This window comes from Dokdonella immobilis, assembly GCF_900115085.1.
Classification (GTDB): Bacteria; Pseudomonadota; Gammaproteobacteria; order Xanthomonadales; family Rhodanobacteraceae; genus Dokdonella; species Dokdonella immobilis.
Window position 1 is genome coordinate 175,572 of record NZ_FOVF01000002.1, and the last position, 20,807, is coordinate 196,378.

At 65.7% G+C, this 20,807-nt stretch carries 17 protein-coding genes; 12 read left to right on the forward strand and 5 right to left on the reverse strand.

Annotation, left to right across the window (positions count from 1 at the left end; translation table 11 throughout):
• The first annotated feature begins 9 nt into the window (after positions 1–9).
• Together BM125_RS02040 and BM125_RS02045 are read left to right on the forward strand one after the other, a co-directional pair.
• Entirely contained in the window at positions 10–393 is a 384-nt protein-coding gene (locus BM125_RS02040) for a hypothetical protein (RefSeq protein ID WP_092404363.1), read from the forward strand.
• Positions 394–630: 237 nt separating this feature from the next.
• Positions 631–1,485, forward strand: coding sequence for an REP-associated tyrosine transposase (locus BM125_RS02045; RefSeq protein WP_092404365.1), 855 nt, complete (start codon positions 631–633; stop codon positions 1,483–1,485).
• 25 nt (positions 1,486–1,510) lie between these two features.
• Here the strand turns inward: BM125_RS02045 and BM125_RS02050 are convergent, their stop codons facing one another.
• Together BM125_RS02050 and BM125_RS02055 are read right to left on the reverse strand one after the other, a co-directional pair.
• Positions 1,511–3,808, reverse strand: coding sequence for an NADP-dependent malic enzyme (locus BM125_RS02050; protein WP_092404367.1), 2,298 nt, complete (start codon positions 3,806–3,808; stop codon positions 1,511–1,513).
• Positions 3,809–3,919: 111 nt separating this feature from the next.
• Positions 3,920–5,173 carry a peptidase MATCAP family protein gene (locus BM125_RS02055; RefSeq protein WP_092404369.1) on the reverse strand — a complete coding sequence of 418 codons (1,254 nt, stop codon included), beginning with the start codon at positions 5,171–5,173 and terminating at the stop codon, positions 3,920–3,922.
• 153 nt (positions 5,174–5,326) lie between these two features.
• On the opposite strand from BM125_RS02055, the gene BM125_RS02060 reads away from it, so the two are divergent.
• Positions 5,327–6,235 (forward strand): hypothetical protein, encoded by a 909-nt coding sequence (locus tag BM125_RS02060; protein WP_139224821.1) that lies wholly within the window; start codon positions 5,327–5,329, stop codon positions 6,233–6,235.
• A gap of 255 nt (positions 6,236–6,490) precedes the next feature.
• Here the strand turns inward: BM125_RS02060 and rsgA are convergent, their stop codons facing one another.
• On the reverse strand, positions 6,491–7,570 hold the full coding sequence (gene rsgA / locus BM125_RS02065; RefSeq protein ID WP_092404372.1) for a ribosome small subunit-dependent GTPase A: 1,080 nt from the start codon (positions 7,568–7,570) through the stop codon (positions 6,491–6,493).
• A 44-nt stretch (positions 7,571–7,614) separates the two neighbouring features.
• On the reverse strand, positions 7,615–8,739 hold the full coding sequence (locus BM125_RS02070) for an efflux RND transporter periplasmic adaptor subunit (protein WP_092404374.1): 1,125 nt from the start codon (positions 8,737–8,739) through the stop codon (positions 7,615–7,617).
• A 244-nt stretch (positions 8,740–8,983) separates the two neighbouring features.
• On the opposite strand from BM125_RS02070, the gene BM125_RS02075 reads away from it, so the two are divergent.
• Positions 8,984–10,231, forward strand: a complete 1,248-nt coding sequence (locus BM125_RS02075; RefSeq protein WP_092404376.1) for an aminotransferase class I/II-fold pyridoxal phosphate-dependent enzyme — start codon at positions 8,984–8,986, stop codon at positions 10,229–10,231.
• Positions 10,232–10,242: 11 nt separating this feature from the next.
• Entirely contained in the window at positions 10,243–10,878 is a 636-nt protein-coding gene (locus tag BM125_RS02080; protein ID WP_092404378.1) for an SGNH/GDSL hydrolase family protein, read from the forward strand.
• A gap of 51 nt (positions 10,879–10,929) precedes the next feature.
• On the opposite strand, the gene BM125_RS02085 is transcribed toward BM125_RS02080, so the two are convergent.
• Positions 10,930–12,942, reverse strand: coding sequence for an Ig-like domain-containing protein (locus tag BM125_RS02085; RefSeq protein WP_175497863.1), 2,013 nt, complete (start codon positions 12,940–12,942; stop codon positions 10,930–10,932).
• A 216-nt stretch (positions 12,943–13,158) separates the two neighbouring features.
• Here BM125_RS02085 and grxD point away from each other — a divergent pair, with 216 nt between their 5' ends.
• The 7 genes from grxD (at position 13,159) to BM125_RS02120 (ending at position 20,805) form a co-directional block, all read left to right on the forward strand.
• Complete coding sequence (grxD, locus tag BM125_RS02090) at positions 13,159–14,082, forward strand: Grx4 family monothiol glutaredoxin (RefSeq protein WP_092404382.1); 924 nt, start codon at positions 13,159–13,161, stop codon at positions 14,080–14,082.
• A gap of 200 nt (positions 14,083–14,282) precedes the next feature.
• Positions 14,283–14,546, forward strand: a complete 264-nt coding sequence (locus BM125_RS02095) for a hypothetical protein (protein ID WP_092404384.1) — start codon at positions 14,283–14,285, stop codon at positions 14,544–14,546.
• Positions 14,547–14,633: 87 nt separating this feature from the next.
• Positions 14,634–16,172 carry a threonine ammonia-lyase, biosynthetic gene (ilvA, locus tag BM125_RS02100; RefSeq protein WP_092404386.1) on the forward strand — a complete coding sequence of 513 codons (1,539 nt, stop codon included), beginning with the start codon at positions 14,634–14,636 and terminating at the stop codon, positions 16,170–16,172.
• Positions 16,173–16,309: 137 nt separating this feature from the next.
• Positions 16,310–18,724, forward strand: coding sequence for an acyl-CoA dehydrogenase (locus BM125_RS02105; protein WP_092404388.1), 2,415 nt, complete (start codon positions 16,310–16,312; stop codon positions 18,722–18,724).
• Complete coding sequence (locus tag BM125_RS02110; RefSeq protein ID WP_092404390.1) at positions 18,724–19,377, forward strand: 2-hydroxychromene-2-carboxylate isomerase; 654 nt, start codon at positions 18,724–18,726, stop codon at positions 19,375–19,377. Before BM125_RS02105 ends, BM125_RS02110 begins: the two co-directional genes overlap by 1 nt.
• A gap of 148 nt (positions 19,378–19,525) precedes the next feature.
• Positions 19,526–20,059: a hypothetical protein gene (locus BM125_RS02115; RefSeq protein WP_092404392.1), complete on the forward strand. Its 534-nt coding sequence runs from the start codon at positions 19,526–19,528 to the stop codon at positions 20,057–20,059.
• 68 nt (positions 20,060–20,127) lie between these two features.
• Positions 20,128–20,805, forward strand: a complete 678-nt coding sequence (locus tag BM125_RS02120; RefSeq protein ID WP_092404394.1) for a hypothetical protein — start codon at positions 20,128–20,130, stop codon at positions 20,803–20,805.
• Positions 20,806–20,807: the final 2 nt, after the last annotated feature.

Genomic DNA, 20,807 nt, shown 5'->3' on the forward strand with positions numbered 1-20,807 from the left:
GTGGCCTAGATGAACACCTATGTCAATATTTTTCAGAAGTTCGAGTCTAAGGAGCCATATGTCTTCGACCTGCTATTGGACCGCGGAGGGGTATTAGTTGTTGAGTTGATGGATGTGGATGGTAAGAGAGTCCGTTGCAAATTCGACAGCTATTTGGCATATCGAAAAGTAGGAGAGAGCGATTCGCTGATTCTCATCAATGAATTACACAAACAGTCTATGCTCGGAAAATCTTTCTTTAGAGTCAATTCGTCTGACTTTATAAATTGGTTTCAATCGCAGAATCATAGTGTCCGCGAACTTAACTCCCTAGCGCACTACGCGATAGTAACCCTGGACGACGTAATAGACGTGGTCGCACTCTCTGAGCCAGTGTTTGAGCATGTGCGCTGAGCATAGGTGCAGCGAAGAAAGGAAGGAGGCAGGGAAGAAAGTGGTCATCATTTCGCCTCCGCTGTCAACCGGGCAACACGCTTCCGTCCGCTGAGCGAGCAGCGGAATGGCGGGTCCCGTTATCGTTGTCGACCGGCTCCCATCGTGTTTTTGTTGCGATGAGAAAGGGGTCACGATGAGAAAGGGGTCAGGTCTTGAATCTTGAATCGCGCCGTTTTTCGGCGTAGGTTCGGATGCATGGCCCGGCCCCTTCGCATTGAGTTCGCTGGCGCGCTGTACCACGTCACCTCGCGGGGTGACCGACGCGAGGACATCTATCTCGACGATGTCGAACGGATGATGTTTCTCGAGGTGCTGGGCGAGGTCTGCGAGCGCTTTCAGTGGGCGTGTCATGCCTACTGCCTGATGAGCAATCACTACCATTTGTTGATCGAAACCCGCGATTCGACGCTGGCCAAGGGCATGCGCCACTTGAACGGAGTTTTTACGCAGCGCTCCAACCGCAGGCACCGTCGCGTCGGACACGTGTTTCAAGGGCGCTACAAGGCCATCCTGATCCAGAAGGAAGCCTATCTGCTGGAGGTGGCTCGCTACGTCGTCCTGAATCCGGTTCGCGCCGGCATGGTCCGATCCGTCAACGATTGGCCCTGGAGCAGTTATCGCGCGACGGCTGGGTGGGTGGATGTTCCGCCGTGGCTCAGCATCGATTGGCTGCTGTCGGCATTCGGAACCCGACGCAAGGCAGCGAGGGAGGCTTATCGTCGGTTTGTGAGCGAGGGACGTGGCGCGGGTTCGATCTGGGACGATCTGAAGCGGCAGATGTATCTCGGCGACGAGGCCTTCGTCGACCGGATGATTGCGACGCTGGAGGGCGATGCTTTACTGGATGAGGTTCCTACGACCCAGCATCGGCCGCCGCCCATGTCCTTGCAGCAGTATGCCAAGGCCCACCGCGATCGGGATCACGCTATTGCGGCCGCCTATGCAAGCGGTGGCTACAGCATGAAGACGATCGGTGACCACTTCGGTCTCCACTATTCGATGGTCAGCCGAGTTATCAAGAAGAGCCGCGATTCAAGATTCAAGACCTGAAGATTCACGTTGAAGCCAGGTCCCTCTACCCTGTGCCGCCGCCCTGGGCGGCGCGAATCTGCGCCTCGACTGCCGCGATCGCGGTCATGTTGACGACGCGCCGTACGGTCGCGGCCGGGGTCAGGATGTGGGCCGGTTTCGATACGCCCATCAGGATCGGGCCGAGGGCGACGCCTTCGGTCATGACGCGGGTGATGTTGTAGCCGATGTTGGCGGCATCGAGGTTCGGGCAGACGTAGAGGTTGGCGCGGCCCTTGAGGCGCGAGTTCGGGAACAGCTTGTCGCGCACGTCTTCATTGAAGGCGGTGTCGGCGTGCATCTCGCCTTCGACTTCCATGTCCGGCGCGCGTTCGCGGATGATCTCGAGCGCGCGGCGCATCTTGGCCGCCGAGGCGTCCTCGTGGCTGCCGAAGTTCGAGTGCGAGAGCAGGGCGATCTTCGGTTCGACGCCAAACAGGCGCAGGCGGATCGCACCCTGCAACGTCGCTTCGGCGATCTGCTCCGCGCTCGGGTCGAGCTTCACGTGGGTGTCGAGGAAGAAGAAGATGCCATTGTTGTTGAGCACGCCGGTCATCGCCGAGGCGGCCTGCACGCCGGGATCGAGCGGCAGGATGTCGAGGATGTAGCGCAGCTTCTTGTGGTAGCGCCCGACCAGGCCGGTCAGCATCGCGTCGGCTTCGCCGCGATGGACCATCAGGGCGGCGATCACCGATGCGCGCGACCGCACGACGGCCTTGGCGCTGTCGGGGGTCACGCCGTGGCGTTCGAGCAGGCTGTGGTAGAGCGTCCAGTATTCCTTGAAGCGCGGATCGTTCTCGATATTGCAGATCTCGAAGTGCTCGCCGGCCTTGATGCGCAGGCACATGCGCTTGATGCGCGCCTCGATCACACCCGGTCGGCCGATGAGGATCGGCCAGGCCAGGTGATCGTCGGCGATGTGCTGGATCGCGCGCAGCACGGTTTCCTCCTCGCCCTCGGCGTAGACGACACGCTTGAGGTCGCTGCGCGCGCGGTCGAACACCGGCTTCATGACCAGGCCGGTGCGGAACACGAAGGTGTTGAGGCGCTCGCGATAGGCTTCGATGTCGGCGATCGGGCGCGTCGCCACGCCCGATTCCATCGCCGCGACGGCAACCGCCGAGGACAGTTCGATCAGCAGGCGTGGGTCGAACGGTTGCGGAATCAGGTACTCGGGGCCGAACGAACGGGTCTGGCCACCGTAGGCGCGCGCGGCGACGTCGGACATTTCGCGCCGGGCCAGGTCGGCGATGGCCTTGACGCAGGCGATCTTCATCGCCTCGTTGATCACCGTGGCGCCGACGTCGAGGGCGCCGCGGAACAGGTAAGGGAAACACAGGGCGTTGTTGACCTGGTTCGGGTAGTCCGAACGTCCGGTCGCGACGATCGCCTCGGGGCGAACCTCCTTGACCAGCTCGGGCAGGATCTCCGGGGTCGGGTTGGCCAGGGCGAAGATGATCGGCCGATCGACCATGCGCTCGACCATGGCCTGGGTCAGTGCGCCCGGGCCGGACAGGCCGACGAACATGTCGGCGCCCTCGATGATGTCATCGAGCGTGCGTGCATCGGTATCGCGCGCGTAGCGGCGCTTGTTTTCGTCGAGGTCGTCGCGGCCGCTGTGGATCACGCCGTGACGGTCGGCCACCCAGATGTTTTCCTTCGGCACGCCGAGATGGACCAGCATGTCCATGCACGAGATGCCGGCGGCGCCGGCGCCGGTGTGCACGATCTTGACCTGGTCGGGTTTCTTGCCGATCACCGAAAGCGCATTGATGAAGGCCGCGCCGAGGATGATCGCGGTGCCATGCTGGTCGTCATGGAAGACCGGGATCTTCATGCGCTCGCGCAGCGTGCGCTCGACGATGAAGCATTCCGGGGCCTTGATGTCCTCGAGGTTGATGCCGCCGAAACTCGGTTCGAGGCTGGCGATGATGTCGATCAGCTTTTGCGGATCCGATTCGTTGATCTCGATGTCGAAGACATCGATGCCGGCAAACTTCTGGAACAGCATGCCCTTGCCTTCCATGACCGGCTTGGCCGCGAGCGGGCCGATGTCGCCGAGGCCGAGCACGGCAGTGCCGTTGGTGATGACCGCGACCAGGTTGCCGCGTGAGGTCATTTCGGCGGCCGTGGTCGGGTCGCGGACGATCTCCTCGCAGGCATAGGCGACGCCGGGCGAATAGGCCAGCGAAAGTTCGCGCTGGGTCACCACCGACTTGGTCGGCACGACCTTGATCTTGCCCGCCGGAGCGCGTCGGTGATAGTCGAGCGCTGCTTGCTTGAGGAGTTCGGTTTCGCTGGACATGGTGCGGGCGCGGACCTCTAAGTTGGCGGTATCACAGGGTTTTCCACTATATCACGCGGGTTCGATGGCACTCTGCCAAGCGGATACTGTCTTCTCGGCCCGACTCGACTGCTACAGGGCCAGCACGAGATCCTCCGCCTCGACGCGATCAAGGCGGATCTGATTGGCGAACAGCGAGAAGGCGAGCATCGCGGCCAGGCCGTTGGCGTGCTGGATCCAGCGCGGCAGCCAGTTCGCCGCGACGATGAAGCCGGAGTCGAACTCCCCTTCGAGCGAGACCACGTCGTGCAAGCTCATCTTGCCGGCGAACAGGTTGCGACAGAGGTTGAGCTTGCGGTTCTTCAGGGCCCAGCGGAAAAACGTGTGCACCGAGAGCAGGCCATGCAGGTAGACCGTGTCCTTGGTGAAGGCGTATCCGCCGGTCGTCGGTGAGCCGCGAAAGACACGCTGCGCCGAAGAGAAGCTGTCGCTCTCGGTCTGCCCGGCATCGAGGAAGAAGCGGAATACCTCGATGAAGTCGGCGCCATGCAGGGCCTTGTCGATGGCCAGGATGCGCAGGCTGATTCGCTTGAAGCGCTCGATGTCGAGCGATCCGGTCATCAGCTCGGCGAACACGGCCAGGCCTTCCTGGGTCGCGGTAATGCGCGGTGAGCTCAGGCCCAGTGAGGGCAGGCTGGGCTGGCGCCTGCCGTTCAATGCCGTCAGCGTATGCACGAAGGCCTCGTGCTCGAGCAACTGGTTGCGATCGTATTCGCTGAAACAGGTGGCCGAGCGCAGGCGGATGCGCGTGGCGCCGGCGGCGGCCTTGGAAATCAGCTGGTCATCCACTTCCACGCGCACGGTAGCCTTGCCGAAGAACGCGTCGAGCTGGGCCTGCAATTCGTCGCGCAGGACCGAGGCGGGGATGCAGTAGTCCGCCTCGCTGGTCAGCACCTCGTTGTCGAGCTCGTCGGCCAGGCTGATGAAGTGGCGCGCGGCGTCGAGGTTGCTGAGCTGGCTGCCGGGCACGCGCGAGCCGGGGCGTCCGTAGAGCTGGATGGAATGCGCGCAGAATTCGGCGCTGCCGACTGCGTCGAGCATTTCAGTCGCTACGCGCCAGGACTCGGTGCTTCGGCGGATGTAGTCGCCGACCGGATGCTGCGGATCGGCCTTTGCCTGCACGGCAAGAATTTCCGCTCGCGCGGCGGCGTAGTCGGGTTGGACGTAGTCGATCTGCGGAAGGCTCGGCGCACCGCGTCGCCACTGCGAAAGGAATCTTTCCTGGACGCTGGCCGGCCAGCTGACCGAGGCGAGCAGTCGGATACCCTTGACTGCGGCAACCAGGCGCCGGTCGAGTTCGGCCAGGTGTTCAAGGCTGTGCGTCATCGTCGGCATGGGCTGCTGGCAAATATAGCCCAGTCCGGCTGACGCGGATCGGCGCTGCCTCGGTCGACTGGAGGCCATGGCGAGCACTCGCGGTTGGCGCCCGCCCATTCGGCGCGGCAGAATGCCGGCCAGTCCCTGGCCGAGGCTTCCGCCATGCGTATCCGACTCCCCATGCTTGCGGCCTGTCTCGTTCTGCTGGCGATCTCGATGCCAGCACCGGCCGTCGAATCCTGTCTCTGGCTGCCAGTCGCGCAGGTCGGACGCGCGCTGCCCGAATTCAAACCCTGGCAGACCATGGCAGGCGGAAAGGTCGGCGCTTGCCAGTTCCTCGGGCGGACGCCTCGCGGGGCGGCGATCCTGAGCCTGATCCAACGGGTCGAGGAATCACCGGCCAAGGCCGAGGATTTCGTCGCCAGCCTGCGCAAGAATCTCGGTGGCGAATACCTCGTCGAGCCGATGGCCTCGCTCGGGCGGCGCGGTTTCAGCTATCGGCCGAAGGATGCGGCCGCTGGCGATGCGCGCGGCACGCTGTTCCTGGTCGGCCACGAGGGTCGCGTAGTCGCAATGGGCACGCTGACCGTGCCCGGTGAGGTATCCGCGGACATGCGGGAAGGCTTCCTGGCGCTGAGCCGGCGCGCCTTCGATCTGGCCGGCGACAGCGAAAATCTGGCCGCTGCGACGCGTTGTACCTACTTCGACCAGGACCTGCTGGACGAGCTGTTCAAGGGCGCAGGGTTTTCGCAGCAGGTCTATGGCGCGAACAGCTGCATCGCCAATGCCGGAGCGCGCGTGCTGCTGCTGGCCATCGTCGACAATGTCGGCCCAGCGCTCGCCCAGACGATGGCCGCCAGTGGCGACTGCCGATCGACGCCGCTGCCGGCGCTCGGCGCACACGGCAGCATCGGCTTCGCCTGCGCAGAGGGCAATGCGCGGGCGATGGTGCGCTACCTCAAGGGCGGCAAGCACTTCGAGTTCAGCTGGATTCCCGGCGCCGAACCGAGCCCTGCCGAACGCGAGCTACTGGTCAAACTGGCGCAGTCCGCCTACGACGGAGTTCACTAGGGAGGGTCTGATCAAGTAGCAAAGTCGTCACGACGCCTGCCTGATTGATTGGATGCTGAAAAGGTGGCGTCCAGAAGGCTCTCCACATGCACCGCGCGCCTCGTCAAGGCAACCAGCCTTCACTTCGCCACGCGGCACCTGTGGAAAACCTTCTGAACGCCATGACGACTTTGCTACTTGATCAGACCCTCCCTAGCTGCCACGAAACCGATGCCGGCATCGCGATCCCGAATCCCCAATCCCCAATCCCGGCTCTCAATGCCGGCCGTATTTCTCGTCGAGCCGGCGACCGAGTGCCTTGGTCATCACGCGAGCCTCGCTCTTGCGGCGCAGTTGCGTCTCGAGGCTGTCGGCCGCGGCGGCGAGTTCGTCGCGCAGCTTCAGGTAGTTGTGCCAGCGGTCGTTGTCGAGGCGGCCGTCCTCGAGTGCAGTGCGTACCGCGCAGCCCGGTTCGCTGAGGTGGCTGCAGTCGCCGAAGCGGCAGTCCTCGGCCAGTTCCTCGATGTCGCCGAACTGGCTGCCGTCGAGTGATTCCTCGCCGGTCAACTTGATCTCGCGCATGCCCGGAGTGTCGATCAGGCAACCACCGCTCGGAAGCTGGATCAGGGCCCGGTAGGTCGTGGTATGGCGGCCGCGACTGTCGGTCTCGCGCACTGCATGCGTGGCCTGGCGCGATTCGCCGAGCAGGGTATTGGTCAGGGTCGACTTGCCAACACCGGACGAGCCGACCAGCACGGTCGACGTGCCGGGGCCGAGCAGGGGCAGCAGCACCGAAACGCTGTCGGCGGATTTCGCGTTGACGGCGTGGATTGCGGTTTGCACGGGTACGCGCCCGCGCAGCTCGGCCATGGCCGCGTCGGCATCCCCGGCGGTATCGGCTTTGGTCAGGACCACCACCGCGCGGGCGCCACTGCCCTCGATGAGCATCAGGTAGCGTTCGATGCGGGCCGGATTGAAATCTCCGTCGAGGCCGCTGATCACCATCACCGTGTCGATGTTGGTCGCGATCAGCTGGCGCTGGTGGCGTTCGCCGGCGGCGGCACGTGCCAGCACGCTGCGACGCGGCAGGATCTGCTCTATGGACGGAGGCTTGCTGCGATTGACGCGGACGAAGTCGCCGACTGCCGGACGCTCGGCCGGGTCCAGGGATGGCTTGAGGAAGCGCGGCGCCGGCTGCGCGTTGAACGCGGAAACGCCATCGTGCAGCTCGTAGCCCGCCCGATGCTGGGCAATGACGCGGGCAATGCGCGAGTCGTCGGCGTCATCGTCCGACGACGGCGGCAAGGCGCCATGCCAGCCGATGCGGGTGAGCGGGGATTCGGTGGGGTCGGCCATCGCCGGGATTCTACCGGCGATTGCCATTCGCGCGAGGGTTTCGCTCAGCTGCCGTTGCTGGCGGTCGCGGCCAGGGCACGGGCCTGGGCGATCTTGGCATCGTGCGCGGCATTGATCACCTGGACCAGGGCGCCGTCGGTCAGGGCGGCATGGCCGGTCACGACCACTTCGGCACCGGCACTGACGCCGTCGAGGACCTGGATGCGCTTGCCGCTTTCGTAGCCGGTTCGGATCGGCGTGCGTTGCGCCTTGCCGTCGACGATGACATAGGCGATTTCCGCGTCGCGACTGCCGAGCACGGCGGTCTTGGGAATCAGCACGGCATTGGCGAGATGCAGGAAGGCGATATCCATGCGCGTGAACAGGCCCGGTCGCAGGCTGCGGTCGCGGTTGTCGACGCGTACGGTGACCTTGACCGTGCCGCTTTCGCGATCGACCACCGGCGCGACGCGTTCGATGCGCGCATCGAAATGGCGACTGCCGAGCGCGTCGACGGTGAAATCGACCGGCTGTCCGGCGGCCAGGGCGACGGCGTCGCGTTCGGGAACGCGCAGGTCGGCGCGCAGGTCGGAAAAATCGGCCACGTCGAAAACGGGGTCGTTGGCGGCCAGCAACTGGCCCTGCTTGATCCAGCGCCGCGTCACCACGCCGTCGAACGGGGCGCGGATTTCGCTCTTGGCGACGACCACGCGGGCCAGGGCCACCTCGGCGCGACGCACGGCGTACTCGGATTCGGCCTGATCATGGCTGGTTGCCGCGATCAGCTTGCGGGCAAGCAACTTCTCGCCGCGGTCGACATCGTTCTTGCGGCGTTGCAGGTCGGCCTCGGCTTCGCGCAACTGGAGACGGCTATGGGTCGCATCGACCCGCGCCAGCAGCTGGCCCTTGCGCACGCTGTCGCCTTCCTCGACCAGCAGTTCGAGCACGGTGCCCGGCACTTCGCTGACGATCTTGGCTTCGTGTTCGGCCTGCAGTGTGGCGGTGGCCGCATAGCGGGCTGTCAGGTCGCCCTGCTCGACGCGTGCCGTCTCGACCGGCTGACCCTCTTCGGCGGCCGTCTTTTCAGCGGCGGCCGCAGTCTTGGGGGCGGGCGCGGAGCCACCCGAGCAGCCGGCAAGGGCAGCGATCAGGGCCAGGGACAAGGACAACAAGGGGGTCAGGCGGGACATCGCAGTGACTTCTCAAGTAGTGTTGTAGGTAACTATAACACCAAAACTCATCGTGTCAAGGGTCGGGCGGGCGGCGAGTCTGGGGGAATGGTGCCGTGGCCGCGCCTGCCGAAGGTATCGGGTCATGGTGTCGACGATCTGAGATGCACGCGGAGCGGAATAGGTTGCGCCAGGGGCCGATTGTGTGCAGTGCAGCATTGGATGTTGCTAAGATGCCGCGAATATCTGCCGCGCGTGTCTTTCCATGCCCCATCGCCCCGTGTCGACCAGTTCGCGACTCGCCGAAGTCCGCTATGAAATTCGTGGGACGCTGAGCCATCGCGCGCGCGACCTCGAAGCCGAAGGCCGGCGGATCGTCCGCCTCAATATCGGCAATCCCGGTGCATTCGGTTTCGAGGCGCCCAAACACATCCGGGAATCGGTGACACGTTCGCTGCCGAACAGCGAGGCCTACTGCCAGCAACAAGGATTGCCGATGGCCCGCGAAGCCATCGCGGCGCAGCAGCGCATGCGCGGCTCGCTGTCGGTCGACGCCGAGCGCGTGTTCATCGGCAATGGCGTCAGCGAGCTGATCGATCTGGCCTTGCGCGCCCTGCTCGAAGCGGGTGACGAAGTGCTGGTGCCGGCGCCCGACTATCCGTTGTGGACGGCCGCCACCATCCTCAATGGCGGCAAGGCGGTGCACTATCCCTGTCCGGCCGGTCGTGGCCACTTGCCTGATGTCGAGGAAATGGCGGCCCTGATCACACCGCGCACGCGCGCGATCGTGCTGATCAATCCGAACAATCCGACCGGCGCCACGTATCCTCGCGAACTGCTCGGCGCCATCGTCGCCTTGGCCGAGCGCCACCAACTGGTCCTGCTGGCCGACGAGATCTATGACGGCATCCTCTACGACGGGGCGCGCTTCGAGCCGCTCGCGGCGCTGGCGGGCGACGTGCCATGCCTGAGCTTTGGCGGCCTCAGCAAGGTCCATCGCGCCTGCGGCTACCGGGTCGGCTGGTTCAGCGTCTCGGGGTCCAGGGCGCGCGTGGTCGACATGCTGCATGCCTTCGATCTGCTCGCCGCGCTGCGTCTGTGCGGCAACGTGCCGGGTCAATGGGCCATCGAGCCGGCCCTGCAGGGCGCCGATACGATCTCCGCGCTGACCGCTCCGGGCGGACGCCTGCATGACTCGCGGCGCGCCGTGCTCGAAGCAGTCGAGCGCAGCCGCTTTCTCCGCGTGGTTGCCCCGGCCGGCGCGCTGTACGCGTTTCCCGGCGTCGACACGGCGCTGATTCCCGACTTCGACGACGAAGCGTTCGCGCTGCACCTGCTCGAAACCGAAGACGTGCTGATCGTTCCGGGCTCGAGCTTCAACGTCCGCTACCGCAACCATTTCAGGATCACCCTGCTGCCACGGGCCGAGGTGATCGCCGACGTGTTCGGACGCATCGAACGGGCCCTCGTGCGTACGGCCGAGGTTCGCTCCACGGCACGCCAGGTCGCCTGAGGCGGACGAGGATGCCGCAATCGGCGTCAGCCATCCCGGCGCGGTTCCTCGCCCTCGGTGATTCCTACACGATCGGCGAGGGTGTCGCCGCGGGTTTGCGCTGGCCGGACCAGCTGGTTGCGCGACTGCGCGAAGCTGGCATCGATATCGAAGCCGCCGAGATCATCGCCACCACGGGCTGGACCACGGATGAGCTGCTCGAAGGAATCGCAGCCGCCAGGCCGGCACCGCCCTATGCGCTGGTCAGTCTGCTGATCGGGGTCAACAACCAATACCGCGGCCGTTCGGCGGATGAGTACGGCGAGGAATTCGCCGCATTGCTCGATCGCGCCGTCGGCTTCGCCGGGGGCGAGGCCCGGCGCGTCCTCGTGCTCTCGATTCCGGACTGGAGCGTCACTCCGTTCGCCGCCGAGCGCGGTACCGATCCGATTGCGGTCGCTGCCGCCATCGATCGATTCAACGCGATCAACCGGGAGCGGGCCGAGAATCGCGGTGCGCACTGGATCGACGTCACCGACCTGTCGCGTGACGGCGGCCGCACCCTGCTGGTCGAGGACGGCCTGCATCCCTCGGCCAATCAATACGCCTTGTGGGTCGACCGCGTTTTTCCGGTTGCCAGCGCCATCCTCGGCGCACGCGACGCCTGAGCCCTGGCCCGCGCGCCCGCGGCACCCCAAGGGGCACCGCGGTGCTGGTGCTCAACCGCCGACGAGTTCGTAGACGACGATCGTCACCGTCGCCTTGGCCGTGCCGCCGCGGCCGTCGGAAACCGTGTACTCGAAGAAGTCGTGCCCGGAAAAGCCGTGGATCGACTGGTAATGCACGGTGTTGTCCGCGTTGATCGTGATGACTGCATTGCCGGGCCCGGTGTGTTCGACCGAGACGACGCTCAGCGGGTCGCCATCCGGGTCGCTGTCGTTGGCGAGCACGTCGATATCGGTGTCGTAGCCCTTGAGTACGCCACCGTCGTCGTTGACAGCGACCGGCATCTGGTTCGATGCCGAGGCCGGGTTCACGGTCACGCTGACGTTCGCCGTGGCCGTGCCGCCGCGGCCATCGCTGATCGTGTAGGTGAAGCTGTCGCTGCCCGAGTAGCCTGGCGCGGGCGCGTAGCTGACGCCGCCCGCGCCGATGACGGCCGTCCCGTGCGCAGGCGTGGAGACGGCGGTGATCGTCAGCGTATCGTTGTCCGGGTCGCTGTCGTTGGCGAGCACGTCGATCACGGTGGCCGCGGATTCGAAGTCGACCGTGACCGCGTCATCGGCGGCCAGCGGAGCACCGTTGAGATACACGCGCGGCCCCAGTGTGGTCGTCGATGTCTGTTCCTCGAACTTGTACACATCGACCGTGCGCTTGTGCTCGGCCGGGTTGCGCAATGCGCGCTCGATCCAGGCCGGATTGGCCTTGACCGGTTCGCGCACCCATTCGACCTTTTCGGCGGCCGGTGCCGGCTCGGGCGCCGGCACCACGGTTTCCTCGATGGTCAGGAACTCGACGTCGACGCGGCGATTCTTCTGCCGGTTCTCGGCCGTGTCGTTCGGGTGGCCCGGGTTGCGCTCGCCTTCACCGCGGGTGTCGATCTGGTCGGCCGGGATGCCGCGGCTGACCAGATGCGCCTTGGCGCTTTCGGCGCGGCGTTCGGACAGGCCCTGGTTGTAGGCGTCGGTGCCGATCGAATCGGTATGGCCGACGACGCTGACCCGGCTGACCCGGCTCGTCGAATTGAGCTTGTCGACCAGTTCGTCGAGGGCGGCGATCGCATCGGGGCGCAGGTCGGCATGATCGAAACCGAAAAACGCGTCGCCATCGAGGCGCACTTCGTTACGGATCACCTGAGGTTCGGAGGGCGTCGTTGCCGGCTCGGCCGGGGTCTTCACTTCGACCAGGCGGAACGGTTCGCGGGCGCGGTAGTTCTGGCCGAAATCGTAGCGGGCCAGCAGCCAACCGCGGGTGTCGGACTTGTCGGTCTCGAAATCGCCGGACTTGCGCGCGAACTCGCCCTGCAGCGACAGGCTGAACGGGCTGTTGCGGAACAACTTGTCGAGTCCGAGCGAGAAGGTCGTCTGGTCAGAGCTGTACTTGCCCTTCTCGTAGTCGAAGCCGGCCCGCACGCGCAGCAGGGGTTCGTCGAAATAGGCGCCGAAGCGCAGGCCCGCGCCATTCTCGTAGGGGTGTTCGAAGAAGCGGGTCAGGGTCTCGATGGTCTGGGTCTGGGTATAGTCGCCGGTCGAGTCGCTGCCACTCAGTGTGGTCGTGTCGCTGACCAGTCGTGTATCGACCAGGCGCGTGCCCGATGTGGCGTGGCTGAAGTAGCCGCTGAAGAACAGGTCGTTGCGCTCCCAGCCGAGGCCAAGGGTCGCCTTGCGGTCCTTGTAGGCATTCTGGTCGCCGGCGCCGAAGAATTTCCAGACCGTCGCCGTGCTGCTCTGCGGGTTGCCGGAGAGGCGGTTGTAGCCGAGCTGGAGCCCGCCCGAACCACCCTGGCCCAGCCACAGTTCGGCCAGCCAGGCCGAACTGTCGGTCTTGCCGAGAATGGCCAGGATTTCGCCGAGGACGTCGCCGTCGTCGTTGATGCCCAATGACACGCGGGCGTTCGATCCGACATAGGTCAGCGGGATCGCGGCGTCTCCTGCCGCCTGTTCGGAGCTGGGTTGCGCGTTCGCCGAAGCAGCGAGTGCGAAGGCGATGCAAAGCGGCAACTTGCGGATCATGTCACTTCCCCTGACGTTGGCTGGTCCCCTGAACTTCCAATTATCCTGTATTTTCGCGGCGCGGCAAAACCTCCGTGCGCCGGCAGGTATGGCGGCGCGGTTTCGATCCGGACCCTTGTGCATCCTGGCCTGCGCACCCACATGCATGCATGCGCAGGGCCATGCCTCGTGACCGAGGATTTGCCCGTCCCATCGAACCCGCCCCGAGGTAACGTCATGTCCAGCCAAGAACCCGTCCGTCAGCGCATCGAGTCGATGCTGGCCAGCAACCGCATCGTCCTTTTCATGAAGGGCACGCGCGACGCGCCGAGCTGCGGTTTTTCGGCCGCCACTTCCGGCGTCCTCAACGACCTCCTCGACGATTACTTCACCGTCGACGTACTCGCCGACGAGGCGATCCGCCAGGGCATCAAGGAATATGGCAACTGGCCGACCATTCCCCAGCTCTATGTCGATGGCGAACTGGTCGGCGGCGCGGACATCGTCCAGGGCATGGCGGCCAGTGGCGAGCTGCACAAGCTTCTTGGCGTGCCCGAGCCCGACCGCACCCCACCCGAAATCAGCATCAGCGACGAGGCCGCGACCCAGATTCGGGCCGCTCTGGCTGACGCCGAAGGCATGGGTCTGTTCCTTGCCATCGACGGCCGCTACCACCCGCAGTTCCAGCTGCGCGAGATCCAGGGCGGCGAAATCCGCGTCAGCGCGAATGGCATCGATGTCCACTTCGATCCGGCCAGCGCGCAGCGCGCGCGCGGAGCGCGCATCGGCTGGACCGAGACCGCCCAGGGCGAGGGCCTGTCCATCGACCTTCCGGCTGCGCCGCCCAAGGTGCACGCGCTCGATGTGCATGCGCTGAAGAAGCTCCTCGACGAGGGCCGCGTCACCGTGATCGACGTGCGGCCGGCCGACGAGCGTGCGCGTGCGCCGTTCGCCGGTGCCGAAGTGCTCGATGCCGAGTCGCACGCGCGCCTGGTCAAGCTGCCGGTCGACACCCCATTGGCCTTTCTCTGCCACCATGGCAATTCGAGCCGGCGTGCCGCCGAGCATTTCCGCGAGCATGGCTTCCGTTCGCTGCACAACATCGAGGGCGGCATCGACGCGTGGTCGCGGGAGATCGACCCGACCGTGCCGGCGTACTGAACTACGAGCAGGTTCGTTGCATCGCAGCATGGGTTATTCGAACGCTGCACCTATACTCCTGATCAGCGTGATGCTGTGCATTGCGTCACGCCGTGCGACCTTGGGCACATCGATGCAGGAGTAAGCCAATGCGTGCAACTGCCACCGCCTTAGTTTGCCTCCTCCTGGGCGCGTGCGCAGGCGGAGGGCCGGAGAAGCTGGTGGCCGACGCCTGCGTCAAGGAAGTCGATCAGCGCCTGGCCGGCAAGACCTACGAGGTCGATGCCGACAAGCTGCTGACCAGCGCCGCCAAGGCGGATGCGGCCGACACCTATCAGGTATCGGGGCCGGTCGTATTCGATCGCGGCCTGGCATCTGAATTCACCCAGATGCTCAAGTGCAAGGCGCGCGTCGACGGCAAGACCGCCAGCGTGATCTCGATCGAGTTCATCTGGAGCATGGAAGACCTCAAGAAAGCCGAGTAGCTCCGCTCCGCCGGCAGGACCGGACGCCGGGCAATTGTGGCTTGGCTCGCGGCTGGTTAGGCTGCAGGTCCGCTGCCGGACCGTGCGATGCCCGTCGACTACCTGAAACGAATCCTCACCTCGCGCGTCTACGACGTGGCCCGCGAAAGCGAACTCGAGATTGCGCCGGGGCTGTCCGCCCGGACCGGCTGCACGGTGCTGCTCAAGCGCGAGGACAACCAGCCGGTGTTCTCGTTCAAGCTGCGCGGCGCCTACAACAAGATGGCGACGCTGAGCCGGGCCGAGCTCAAGCGCGGCGTCATCGCGGCCTCGGCCGGCAACCATGCCCAGGGCGTCGCCCTGGCTGCGGCCAGGCTCGATTGCAGGGCCGTGATCGTGATGCCGGTGACCACGCCGCGGGTCAAGATCGATGCCGTGCATGCGATCGGCGGAGCGCGCGTCGAGATCGTCCTGCATGGCGAATCCTATTCGGATGCCAAGGCGCATGCCGATGCGTTGGCCACGCGTCGTCGCCTCGTCTTCGTGCATCCGTTCGACGATCCCGATGTGATCGCCGGGCAGGGCACGATCGGCATGGAAATCCTGCGTCAGCATCCGGATCCGATCGAGGCGATCTTCGTCGCCATCGGTGGCGGCGGACTGGTTTCGGGCATCGCCGCCTATGTCAAGGCGATCCGGCCCGGGATCCGCATCATCGGCGTACAGGCACTCGATTCCGATGCCATGGCCCGGTCGCTCGCCGCGGGCCGGCGCATCACGCTCAAGGACGTTGGCCTGTTCTGCGACGGCACCGCGGTCAAGCAGGTCGGCAAGGAAACGTTCCGCCTCTGCCGTGAACTGGTCGACGAGATCGTGCGCGTCGACGCCGACGCGGTGTGCGCGGCGATCAAGGATGTCTTCCAGGATACGCGCAGCATCCTCGAACCGGCCGGCGCCCTGGCCGTGGCCGGGATGAAGGCCTGGACCGCGCAGCATGGCTGCCGTGGCAAGACCGTGGTCGCGGTCGCCTGCGGCGCCAACATGAATTTCGACCGGCTGCGCTTCGTCGCCGAGCGCGCCGAAGTCGGCGAGGCGCGCGAATCGGTGCTGGCGGTGACCATTCCCGAGCAGCGCGGGTCGTTCCGTCGCTTCTGCACGGTGCTCGAGGGTCACAGCATCACCGAGTTCAACTACCGCATGGCCGACGGCGCCCAGGCCAACCTGTTCGTCGGCTTGCAGGTCGCCGGTGCGGGCGATCATGCACGCACCATCCGGGCCTTGCGTGCCGAGGGCTTCGCCACGCTCGACCTGAGCACGGACGAGCTGGCCAAGCAGCACCTGCGCCACATGATCGGCGGCCGCTCGGCCGATGCCCATGATGAACTGCTGTATCGATTCGAGTTTCCGGAGCGCCCCGGCGCCTTGCTGCGCTTTCTTTCGGCGATGGACCCAGGATGGAATATTTCACTGTTCCATTACCGGAACGAAGGCGCCGACTATGGCCGCATCCTGGTCGGCATCCAGGTGCCGCAAGCGGACATGAAGGACTTCCGCGCGTTTCTCGGCAGGCTCGGCTATCCGCACGACGACGAGAGCGCGAACCCGGCCTATCGCCTGTTCCTGCGCGGGGCCGACGACAACGCCTGACGCCGGGATTGCGGCCGGCGGGTGCATGACGGCATCCGTGGCAATGCCGTCCCGCAACGCGCGGCCGCAGGTGCGAGCTTGGCGTCGCGACGTGCGCCTGGCGCATAATCGAGCGGTCTTCCCGAGGAGCCCGGCTCATGTGGATTGCACTCGCACTGGCGATCGTGGTGTTACTCGTGCTCGCATTTCGTGGGTTCGGCTTCCTGGCCTGGACTGGCGCCGCGGCGATCCTCCTGGTCGGCTGGCGCTTGTACGGCATCGCTTCGCCCTCGCTGTTCATGGCGGTCACGGCGGGCCTGATCCTGGTCGCTGCCGTATTCGGCCTGCCGCCGCTGCGCCGCGTGCTGATATCGCGTTTCGTCATGCCGGTGTTCGCCAAGGTGCTGCCGCGGCTCGGCGATACCGAACGCGTCGCCCTCGAGGCCGGCACGGTGTGGTGGGACGCCGACCTTTTCTCGGGCATGCCGGACTGGCAGAAGCTGCTCGATTTCGAGGCGCGCCCGCTCAGCGACGACGAACAGGCCTTCCTCGACGGGCCGGTCAATGATCTCTGTGCGGCGATCGACGACTGGCAGGTCTACCAGGACCGCGATCTGCCCCCCGAGGTCTGGGCACTGATCCGCAAGCACCGCTTGTTCGGCCTGATCATTCCGAAGGAATACGGCGGCCACGGTTTTTCGGCGCTGGCCCAGTCGCGCATCGTCACGCGTATTTCGAGCCGTTCGGTGACCGCTGCGGTGACCGTGATGGTGCCGAACTCGCTCGGTCCCGGCGAACTGCTGATGCATTACGGCACCCAGGCGCAGAAGGATCGCTATCTGAGGCGCCTCGCCGAGGGCGAGGAGATTCCGTGTTTCGCCCTGACCGGCCCCGAAGCAGGATCGGATGCCGCGGCGACCCAGTCCGAAGGCATCGTCGAGAAGCGCACGATCGACGGCCGCGAAGTGCTCGGCCTGCGCCTGAACTGGATGAAGCGTTACATCACCCTGGCTCCGGTGGCGACCCTGGTCGGTCTCGCCTTCCGCCTCAAGGACCCCGACCATCTGTTGGGCGACGAGGTCGATCGCGGCATCACCTGCGCGCTGATACCGCGCGATACCCCGGGCGTCGAGATCGGCATGCGCCACGATCCGATGGGCGTGCCATTCCACAACGGCCCGACCATTGGTCGCGATGTCTGGGTGCCGATCGACGCGATCATCGGCGAGCGCGATGGGGTCGGCCATGGCTGGCGCATGCTGATGGAATCGCTCGCCGCGGGGCGCTCGATTTCGCTGCCGGCGCTGAGCATCGGCGCGGCACAGATGGCGACCCGCATCTGCGGCGCCTATGCGACCGTGCGCGAACAGTTCGATACACCGATCGGGCGTTTCGAAGGCATCGAGGAACCGCTTGCGCGCATCGCCGGCATGACCTACCTGATGACGGCGACGCGGACCCTGACGTGCGGCGCGCTCGATGCCGGCGAGAAACCGGCGGTGATCGGATCGATCGCCAAGGCCTACCTGACCGAAGGCATGCGCCAGGTCATCACCGACGCGATGGACATCCGCGCCGGCAGCGCGATCCAGCGTGGACCCCGCAATATGTTGTCGCGTTCCTGGGATGCGGTGCCGATCGGCATCACGGTCGAGGGTGCGAACATCCTGACCCGTTCGATGATCGTCTACGGCCAGGGCGCGATCCGTTGCCATCCATTCGTGCACAGGGAGATCGAGGCGGTTGCGAAGAACGACCTGAAGGCCTTCGACCAGGCCATCTTCGGGCACGTCAACCTGCTCTTCACGCGCGCCGTGCGGGCCACGTTGCTGGCCCTGTCCGGGTCCCGCCTCGCCGGCGTGCCGCAGACCGAGGACACCGCGCGCTACTACCAGCACCTGTCGCGTTTCTCGGCGGCTTTCACGATCCTCTCCGATACCGCGATGGGCACGCTCGGCGGCACGCTGAAGCGGCGCGAGAAGATCTCCGGGCGCCTGGCCGATGCCCTGGCCTTCCTGTATCTCGCCTCTGCCGCACTCAAGCGCTACCACGACGAGGGCAAGACCACGGCCAACTTCGGGCTCGTGCGCTGGTCGGTCGAACTGTGCCTGTACCGCATCCAGGAAGCCCTGCTCGGCGTGCTCGAAAACCTGCCGAATCGCACCGCGGCCTGGTTGCTGGACCTGCTGATCTTTCCCCTCGGTGCGCGCTTCCGTCCACCCGCGGACCGACTCGGCGCGCGCGTCGCCCGCGATATCCTCGAGGACCGCGAGGCGCGCAGGACCCTGACCGAGGACGTGTACGTTCCGGCCGGCGACCAGCCCGGGCTGGGTCGACTCGAAGCCGCGCTCGACAAGGCCGTCGCCGCCCTGCCGATAGAAACCAAGCTGCGTGACGCAGTCCGCGCCGGCAAGCTCGATCGAGCGCCGGGCCACATGCTCGATGACACCGGCCTGGCTGCCGGCATCATCACCCGCGAAGAGTACGACCGGCTCAATGAAGCGCGCGACCTGCGCGACGAGGTGATCCAGGTCGATGCCTTCACACCCGAACAATTCCGGAGCCTGCGCTGATGGCGGAGCAGGCAGTCTGGTATTTCGATTTCATATCGCCGTTCGCGTATCTGCAGTTCGCACGCATGCGCGCGCTCGCCGGGAGATGGCCGATCACGCCGCGCCCTGTCGTGCTGGGCGCCGTACTCGCACATCATGGCCAGCTCGGTCCGGCCGAGATCCCGGGCAAGCGCGAGTTCACCTACCGCATGGTCCAGTGGAGCGCCGATACGCTGGGTATCGAGCTGCATTTCCCGCCGGCGCACCCGTTCAATCCGCTGGCCGCGTTGCGCCTGGCCATCGCCGGCGGCACGCGCTGGGAGAGCATCGGCGAAATCTTCGATCATCTCTGGAAGCAGGGTCACGCCGGTGATTCGGCGGCCGCTCTCGAAGCGCTCGGCAAGCGCCTTGGCATCGTCGACATCGAACCCGCAATCGCCGCGGCTGCAGTCAAGGAACAATTGCGCGCAAACACCGAAGAGGCGATCAGTCGTGGCGTATTCGGCGTGCCGACGCTCAGGCTCGGCAATCAGCTCTTCTGGGGCAATGACGCGACGCCGATGATCGAAGCAGCCCTGGCCGATCCCGAAATCTTCAGGCGCGGCGAGTATGCGCGCATCGCCACGCTGCCGAGCGCGGTGGCGCGCGTCCGCGATCGCGGCCAGGTCGGGTAGCGAAGGACGGGCAAAGTTGTCCGCGCGCTGAACGGTTTTCGAATCGATTACGAGGCGTTCACGTTTCTCCGGTTCCAATGCGCCGCGTGGCGTCCGGATCGTTGCGAACCGGCACCGGGCGAGCCGCCGACCAACTGGAGGAAAACCGATGAAGAACCTGATGCTCGTATCAATGATCGCCCTGACCCTCGGCCTGGGGGCCTGCAGTCAGCAGGATTCCGCGGTCGAAGCGCAGCGCCATGTGGAGCAGGCGCGCCAGCAGGCCGCCGAGGACCTGGCCAAGGCACAGCAGGAAGCCAGCGCGCAGGCTGCCGAAGCGCAACGGAAGCTCGATGCGGCCCGCGAAGAAGCGCGCGCCGACGTGGCGAAGGCCGATACCGAGGCCAACGAGAAGATCAATTCGGCGACCGGTGACGCGCTCGATGCGGCGAAGGAAGCGCGCAGCGATGTCGCCGAGGTCGAGGCCGATGCCATCAACACCCAGGCCAAGGCCGACTACGACGTGGCCGTGGCCAAGGCCGACGCGGAACTGAAGGTCGCCGTCGAACGCTGCGAGACGATGGATTCGGCAAAGGTCGGTCCGTGCAAGGACCAGGCAAACGCTGCCCATGACATCGCCAAGCAGAACGCCAAGCGTGCCCTCGATGACGCGCAGGCCGCTGCCGAGGATGCCAAGCGCTGAGAGGCAGTTCGGTGATAGGGTAATGGACGGGGGCGATCGGTATCGCCCCCGTTCCTGGAGAACCGGGCGTGATCTCGAACAGGCGGGCGACGGCACCCGTTCTTACCTGCCTGGCGGTGCTGCTGGCCGGCTCGGCGCCACTCCGGGCGCTTGAAGTGCGCAAGTGTGTGGGACCGGATGGCCGGGTCGCATTCCAGGACGGACCCTGCGCGCAAGGTGAATCGTCCAGCCTTGTCCGCCTGCCCGATGATCCGCATGCGGACGTCGTGCGCGAACCCGAGGTCGAGGCACCGCCCCCGCCGACCAAGCCGCCTGCAATCAACGCAGATCCGATGCCGCCTGCCGACTCCCCGGTGCCGGCGCAATCCATCTGCGTCCGCGAGGACGGAAGCCGTTACCTGAGCGAGAGCGGACGCGGTGAGCGGCGGGCCGTTCCGCTCGGCATGCTCGGTATCCCCTCCGGAACGCTCGCCGATGCCTACGGCGGACGCGACGGGATCGGGGTTTCCGCACCGGGCCTTCGCGAAATTCCGCACGATCGCTCGTCGCGCGGCTCGCCTGGCGCGCTCTACGTATGGGTCGAGGATCCGTGCCGGCTCGAGTCCGGGAACGCGCTTTGCTCGTTCTATGCGGTGCGCATCGATGCGGTGCAGCGGCGTCTGCGCCTGGCCTTCAGCGACGAGGCACCGGCCATCCGTGCCGAACTGGAGTCCTGGCGCCTGCGCGCGGCGCCATGCGGAAACTGAGT